Origin of the sequence: uncultured Caulobacter sp. (assembly GCF_937900395.1) — a bacterium.
GTDB lineage: Bacteria > Pseudomonadota > Alphaproteobacteria > Caulobacterales > Caulobacteraceae > Caulobacter.
This window is the reverse complement of the sequence record NZ_CALCDX010000007.1, coordinates 1-6,201: the sequence shown is the minus strand read 5'-3', so window position 1 is coordinate 6,201 and position 6,201 is coordinate 1. Positions and strand designations below refer to the sequence as shown.

9 protein-coding genes are annotated in these 6,201 nt (G+C 68.1%); 3 read left to right on the top strand and 6 right to left on the bottom strand.

Going from position 1 to position 6,201, the window contains the following annotated elements:
• On the top strand, positions 1–1,301 hold a 1,301-nt coding region (locus Q0379_RS00470; protein WP_299002954.1), incomplete at its 5' end, for a sigma-54 dependent transcriptional regulator.
• 56 nt (positions 1,302–1,357) lie between these two features.
• Positions 1,358–1,444, top strand: coding sequence for a hypothetical protein (locus Q0379_RS00465; RefSeq protein WP_299002957.1), 87 nt, complete (start codon positions 1,358–1,360; stop codon positions 1,442–1,444).
• Between the two features lie 185 nt (positions 1,445–1,629).
• Here Q0379_RS00465 and Q0379_RS00460 read toward each other — a convergent pair whose 3' ends face one another.
• The 6 genes from Q0379_RS00460 to ykgO form a co-directional block, all read right to left on the bottom strand.
• Positions 1,630–2,109, bottom strand: coding sequence for a hypothetical protein (locus tag Q0379_RS00460; protein ID WP_299002951.1), 480 nt, complete (start codon positions 2,107–2,109; stop codon positions 1,630–1,632).
• A 287-nt stretch (positions 2,110–2,396) separates the two neighbouring features.
• Positions 2,397–2,771: a hypothetical protein gene (locus Q0379_RS00455; RefSeq protein WP_299002948.1), complete on the bottom strand. Its 375-nt coding sequence runs from the start codon at positions 2,769–2,771 to the stop codon at positions 2,397–2,399.
• A 141-nt stretch (positions 2,772–2,912) separates the two neighbouring features.
• Entirely contained in the window at positions 2,913–3,182 is a 270-nt protein-coding gene (locus tag Q0379_RS00450; protein WP_066684399.1) for a DUF2312 domain-containing protein, read from the bottom strand.
• Between the two features lie 89 nt (positions 3,183–3,271).
• The gene (locus tag Q0379_RS00445; RefSeq protein ID WP_299002943.1) at positions 3,272–4,147 is read right to left on the bottom strand and encodes an NAD(P)-dependent oxidoreductase; all 876 of its coding nucleotides are present in this window, start codon (positions 4,145–4,147) and stop codon (positions 3,272–3,274) included.
• Between the two features lie 78 nt (positions 4,148–4,225).
• Complete coding sequence (locus tag Q0379_RS00440) at positions 4,226–4,846, bottom strand: HAD family phosphatase (RefSeq protein ID WP_299002940.1); 621 nt, start codon at positions 4,844–4,846, stop codon at positions 4,226–4,228.
• A complete protein-coding gene (gene ykgO, locus Q0379_RS00435; RefSeq protein WP_004616427.1) occupies positions 4,846–4,971 on the bottom strand; it encodes a type B 50S ribosomal protein L36 in 126 nt (41 codons plus the stop codon). Before ykgO ends, Q0379_RS00440 begins: the two co-directional genes overlap by 1 nt.
• 203 nt (positions 4,972–5,174) lie before the next feature.
• Here ykgO and Q0379_RS00430 point away from each other — a divergent pair.
• A partial coding sequence (locus Q0379_RS00430; RefSeq protein WP_299002937.1) for a lytic murein transglycosylase occupies positions 5,175–6,201 on the top strand: 1,027 nt, incomplete at its 3' end.

The window sequence follows — 6,201 nt, the reverse complement described above, 5'->3', positions numbered from 1 at the left end:
TCATGCCCGGCCTGTCCGGCCAGGACGCCCTGGCCGAGATGCGCGCGCGCGGCTTTTCCCAGCCCGTCATCGTCCTGACCGCCAGCGGCGGCGTCGACACCGTGGTCAAGGCCATGCAGGCCGGGGCCAGCGACTTCTTCATCAAGCCGGCCAGCCCGGAACGCATCACCGTCTCGATCCGCAACGTCCTGTCGATGGGCGACCTGAAGGGCGAGGTCGAGCGGCTGACCAAGCGCGCCGTCGGCAAGACCACCTTCGCGGACCTGATCGGCGCCTCGCCGGCCATGACCCTGGTCAAGCGCATGGGCGAGCGCGCGGCCAAGAGCGCCATTCCCGTGCTGATCACCGGCGAAAGCGGCGTCGGCAAGGAGCTGATCGCCCGCGCGGTGCACGGCTCGTCCGACCGCGCCGGCAAGCCGTTCGTGGCCGTCAACTGCGGCGCCATCCCGGAAAACCTGGTGGAGTCGATCCTGTTCGGCCACGAGAAGGGATCCTTCACCGGCGCCACCGACAAGCATCTGGGCAAGTTCAAGGAAGCCGACGGCGGCACCCTGTTCCTCGACGAGGTGGGCGAGCTGCCGCTGGACATGCAGGTCAAGCTTCTGCGCGCCCTGCAGGAGGGCGAGATCGACCCGATCGGCTCCAAGCGCTCGATCAAGGTCGATGTCCGCATCGTCTCGGCGACCAATCGCGACCTGGCCCAGGCCGTGTCGGCGGGCCGGTTCCGCGAGGACCTCTACTACCGCCTGAACGTCTTCCCGATCGAGGCCCCGTCCCTGCGCGAGCGTCGCGAGGACATCCCGGCCCTGGTCGAGGCCTTTATCCGCCGCTTCAATGTCGAGGAAGGCAAGCGCGTCATCGGCGCCGCGCCCGAGACGCTGCAGCTGCTGACCGCCTTCGACTGGCCGGGCAACGTCCGCCAGCTGGAGAACGCGGTCTATCGCGCCATCGTCCTGGCCGACGCGCCCTATCTGCAGCCCTACGATTTCCCGGCCATCTCGGGCCAGGCCGCGCCGCTGGAGGCCGCGACCCCGACTCCGCCGCCGACCGCCGCCGCCATGCTGCAGGCCGCCCACGCCGCCATGGCCGCCCCGGCGGCCGAAGCGCCGGTGCGCATCCTCGACGAGCGCGGTCACCTGCGCACGCTCGAGGAGATCGAGCGCGACCTGATCCAACACGCCATCGACGTCTATGCCGGTCACATGAGCGAGGTGGCCCGCCGCCTCGGCATCGGCCGCTCGACCCTGTACCGCAAGGTCCGCGAGCAGGGCATCGAAGTTGATCTCAAGGAAGCCGGCTGACCATGCGTCCCACCGACACCGACCAAGCGCCGCAAGGCCGCGCGCCCGCGCCGCTGATGATGTTCCGCCCCGTCTCGCGGGAACAGCGGCTGAAAAGTCTTCTGAAGCCGGCCCGGCCGGTGGGGAAGATGCCGCGGCGGTAAAAGGCTTAGCGCTCTTTAATCCGACCTTCCCGGCGAATGCCGGGACCCAGATCGTATAGCTCTGAGGCGCATGCAAAAAAGCCCGCGATCCCCTCCAGGACGCGGGCGCTCTTGCATCTGGGCCCCGGCATTCGCCGGGGAGGTCGGGCTATTGTGTCGTCTTCCCGCAGGAAGCGCGGAAAAGCCTAGTGCCCCGCCGCCACGCTGAGACGCTCTTCGTCCTCGGCGTCCGCGCGCGGCGCTTCGGCGGCCGTCAGGTCCAGGCGGATCCAGCCCGGCCCCGAGCGGCGCGTCAGGCCTTCGGCGGCCATCGCTTCCAGCTCGCGACCGACCGCCGTCGGCGTCACCGGGCGGCTCCAGCGATGGTCCAGTTGACGGGCGATCTCGGCTTCGTTGAGGCCCGGCGACTGGGCCAGGGCCATCAGGATCATGTCGCGCGTGGTGCGACCGCGGCGGCCGCGACGGCTGGGCTGAGGCGCGGCGAACGGCGCCGGCTCACCCGACGACAGACGCTCGGCCATGCCGGCCTGCTTGAGGGCGTCGAGCGCCAGCACGATGGCGCGCAGCTCGCTTTCGAACGGCGCCTGGGCGCGTCGCTGCGCCTCGATCATGCGGTTTTCGAGCTCCGACTTGCGGCGCATCAGCATCTGATAGGTGGTCGCCATAGTCCCTAATCCAGCGAATGGCAGGGTTCGCTCTGCGCCGAGCCAGGCCCAAGGGCCCGTGCGCATCGAGGGCGGGCCGCCGTGAGCACACGACCCGGAACCCCACGTCCATTAAGACTTTAAACCATTACAATCGTTTGTATTTTCGGGGCGTATGATTACCAAGGCCTTAACGCGACGGGGCGAACGGCGGTTTTTGGTAAGCCTTTTGGGAATTATTTAGGGTGGCGTCGAAAATCACGACACACGCCATCCGGGTTATGCTCAAGCTTCTTCCGAGGCGACCATCATTCGTCGTCCTCCGGACGCGCTATTTCGCGGCGTGGACCGCGTCCGAAGCCGCCGCCCCGGCGCATCGGCTTGCGGGCGCCCTTGGCGTCGGCGGCCCCGTCGCCCTTGGTCTTGTCACCCTTGGCCTTGGCGGCGATTTCCTTGAGCTTGATGGCCTGGTTGCCCGACAGGGCTTGGCCCCGCGCGCCCTTCTCGGGGTCGGCGAAGGCGCGGCCATAGGTCTCGACGCGCTGGGCGACGCTGGTCAGGAACTCGCCCTCCCATTCGGAGAGCTCGACGCCCGACTTCTCGGCCGCGCGGCGAGCGCGCTTGAGGGCGTTCAGCGCGGCCCGCTTGGCTTGTTCCTTGGGGTTGGGCGGCTTGGCGCGCATACCGGGAACGCTAGCGCGATCCCTCTCCCATGGGGAGAGGGGTAGGGGTGAGGGGATAAGACGTCAGCCGCCGAACCCCCTCACCCTTCCCATCGCTCAGCGATGGGTCCTTCCCTCTCCCTCTGGGAGAGGGACGCATTCTTAAATCTCGCCGATGGCCGAGAGATAGAGGTCGAGGATCGCGTCCTCTTCCTGGCGCTTGGCGCGGTCCTGCTTGCGCAGCCGGACGACCTTCTTGAGGATCTTCACGTCGAAGCCGTTGCCCTTGGCCTCGGCGTAGACCTCCTTCATCTGCTCCATGATCTCGGTCTTCTCGACCTCGAGGCGTTCGACGCGCTCGATGATCGACTTCAGCTGGTTCTGGGCGGTGGAGTTCAGGACGTCGGCGTGGGGAATGGCGTCGTCGGCCATGGGGCGGTCTCGCGGAAAGGCTGGAAATCGGAGGCGCGGAACCTAGTTCGAAGCCGCGCCGCTGGGAAGCGCGATTCAGCGGCCGTCCACTACCTTCCTTCCACACGCCCTCGCGCCACCTCGGCCAGGGCCGCTAGGTCGAGATCCTGGTCCTCGCCGCCCAGCAGCATCTCCAGGCTCGCCTCGGCCAGATCGGCCTGCGGCATCGACAGGCCCTTGGCCTCGGCGGCGTCGAGCACGAGGCGCACGTCCTTCAGGCCCAGCTCCGCGGCGAAGCCGGGCGGGGTATAGCGGCGCTCGGCGATCATGGCGCCGTAGATCTTGTAGATCGGCGCGGCGAACAGGGTGCTGCTCAGCATGTCCAAGAGCTCCGGCGCGGGCACGCCATAGGCCTCGCCCAGCGCCACGGCCTCGCCCATCGACTCGATGGCCGAGACGATCATGAAGTTGCCGGCCAGCTTCAGGGCGTTGGCGCGGACGGGATCCTCGCCCAGCGGCCAGACCTTGGCGGCCAGTTGCTCCAGGATCGGCATGGCGGTGGCGATCGCGTCGGGCGCGCCGGCGGCCAAGACGTTCAACCCGCCGGCCTGGGCCACCGGCGGCCGTCCGAACACCGGGGCCGCGACATAGCCAAGGCCGAGCTCGGCGTGAAGCGCGGCCAGCTCGCCGGCCAGGGCGGTGGAGATGGTGGCGAGGTTGACGTGGACCACGCCCTTGCGCGCGCGGGCCAGGACGCCGCTGTCGAGCAGCACGTCCTTCACCGCCTGGTCGTGCGCCAGCATGGTGAGCACGACGTCGGCCTTGAACGCTTCATCGACATCAGCGGCGGGGATCGCGCCCTCGGCGGCCAGCTCGTCGACAATGGCGCGCGAGCGGTTCCAGACCGTCACTTTCACGCCCTTGGCCAGGAGGTTGCGGACCATGGCCGCGCCCATGGCGCCGAGGCCGATCATCGAGACATTCATGAGGAGGCTCCGCATCGCTACACCGCGCCCCAGATAGGCGTCTTCGGTCTAACGCGCCATGCGAGGCGGTGAGCCCTGTCAGATCAGGCCGTGCGCCTCGACCGCGCCGCGCAGCTGGCCCGGGTCGGTGAAGTGGTGGGTGTGGAAGCCGAGCTCCCGAGCCGCGGCGATGTTGGCGACGCTGTCATCGATGAACAACAGATCGCTGGCCTCAAGGCCGGTCCGCTCCAGCACGATCTCGTAGATTCGGCGGTGAGGCTTGATGACCTTCTCGTCGCCCGAGACGATCGCGTCGCGGAACAGGCCAAAGTGGGCGGGCGAGATCGCCTGGACGCCCGGCCACTTGCTTTGCGGCATGTTGGTCAAGGCGAACTGCGGCACGTCGCGCGCGGCAAGGGCCTCGATCACCGCGGCGGTTTCAGGAATAGGCCCCGACAGCATCTCGTCGAAACGGTGATCCCAGGCGCGGATCTCGGCTTCGTGTTCGGGGAAGCGCGCGATCAGCGGCGCGGCGTTCTCGGCGAAGTCGACGCCTTTATCGTGCTCGACGTGCCAATCCAGGGTGCAGACATGCGAAAGGAACCGGTCGATATCGGCCGGTTCCTTGAAAATCTTCGCGTAGAGTGCGCGGGGATCCCAGCGCACGATGACATTGCCGACATCCCAGAGAACGGCTCTGGGAGACGCGGCAGCCGTCATCAGCCCTGCTTGGCCTTGAAGCGCGGGTCGGTCTTGTTGATGATGTAGATGACGCCCTTGCGGCGGACCATCTTGCAGTCGCGGTGGCGACCCTTCAGCGACTTCAGCGAGCTGCGAACCTTCATGACCGTCTCTGTACTCAGCGGAGAGGTTCGGGCGCGCCAAGAGAGCGGCCGGAACATCCGGGTGTTTCGGAGGCGGTGCGTATAAGTGCGACGGGCGCTTGAGTCAATGCGCTCCAAGGCTCTCACGCACGTTTGAGGGAACTTACCCCGGGCCGCGCGCTTGTGATTGAACCCATCCTCCGAACGCCGGTAGCTTCCCTCGCATGGCTCTTGATCGTCGCGTCCTTCTTGTCCTGTTCCTTGCTGGCTGCGCGGAGACCGCTCCGCATCCGCCGATGACCCCGGCGCCGGCGCCCCAAACCGCGCCGCAATCCCAAGCGCCGCAGACGCCCTCCGCCGCCCCGCCGACGCCCGTTGACACCGAGACTCTGGCGTTCGACGCCTGGCTGTCGGACTTCAGGCCCCGCGCCATCGCCGCCGGGGTCTCGCCGCAGGTGTTCGATCGCGAGCTCTCTGGCGTCACGCCCAATCCCAGAGTCATCAGCCTGGACAGCCGGCAGCCGGAGTTCTCCAAGCCCGTGGGCGCCTATATCGCCGGCGTGATCAGCGACGACCGCATCGCCATCGGCCGCGCTAAGCGCGAGCAGCTGGCCTTCCTGCCGCAGATCGAGGCGCGTTATGGCGTGCCGCGCGACATCTTGCTGGCCGTCTGGGCCATGGAGTCGGCGTTCGGCAAGCTGCAGGGCGATTTTGACGTCGTCCGCTCGATGGCCAGCCTGGCCTACGACGGTCGCCGACGCGCCTGGGCCGAAGGCGAACTAATCGCCGCCCTGAAGATCATCGAGTCGGGCGAGGACACCCGCGAGCAACTGAAGGGTTCCTGGGCCGGAGCCATGGGTCAGACCCAGTTTCTCCCGTCGAGCTACCGCGCCACGGCCGTCGACTTCGACGGCGACGGTCGGCGCGACATCTGGGGCTCGGACGCCGATTCCCTGGCCTCGGCCGCCAATCTGCTGGTCAAGGGCGGTTGGAAGCCCGGCGTGGGCTGGGCCAAGGAAGTGATCCTGCCGGCCGGCTTCGACTATGGCCTAGCCGAAGGACCGCGCGAGATCCCCGCCTGGTGGGAGGAGAAGGGCGTTCGCCGCGCCGACGGCCTGCCCTGGACGGCGACGGACGCGGCCCAGCCGGCCGGCCTGATCCTGCCCGCGGGCGCGGCGGGCCCGGCCTTCCTGGTGCTGCCGAACCACTTCGCGATCCGGACCTACAACAACTCGACGTCCTACGCCCTGG

Bases quoted from the DNA above. Each gene is read 5' to 3' on its own strand.
- Q0379_RS00465 (WP_299002957.1), top strand. From the start codon at position 1,358: ATGATGTTCCGCCCCGTCTCGCGGGAACAGCGGCTGAAAAGTCTTCTG.
- Q0379_RS00460 (WP_299002951.1), bottom strand. From the start codon at position 2,109: ATGGCGACCACCTATCAGATGCTGATGCGCCGCAAGTCGGAGCTCGAA.
- Q0379_RS00455 (WP_299002948.1), bottom strand. From the start codon at position 2,771: ATGCGCGCCAAGCCGCCCAACCCCAAGGAACAAGCCAAGCGGGCCGCG.
- Q0379_RS00450 (WP_066684399.1), bottom strand. From the start codon at position 3,182: ATGGCCGACGACGCCATTCCCCACGCCGACGTCCTGAACTCCACCGCC.
- Q0379_RS00445 (WP_299002943.1), bottom strand. From the start codon at position 4,147: ATGAATGTCTCGATGATCGGCCTCGGCGCCATGGGCGCGGCCATGGTC.
- Q0379_RS00440 (WP_299002940.1), bottom strand. From the start codon at position 4,846: ATGACGGCTGCCGCGTCTCCCAGAGCCGTTCTCTGGGATGTCGGCAAT.
- ykgO (WP_004616427.1), bottom strand. From the start codon at position 4,971: ATGAAGGTTCGCAGCTCGCTGAAGTCGCTGAAGGGTCGCCACCGCGAC.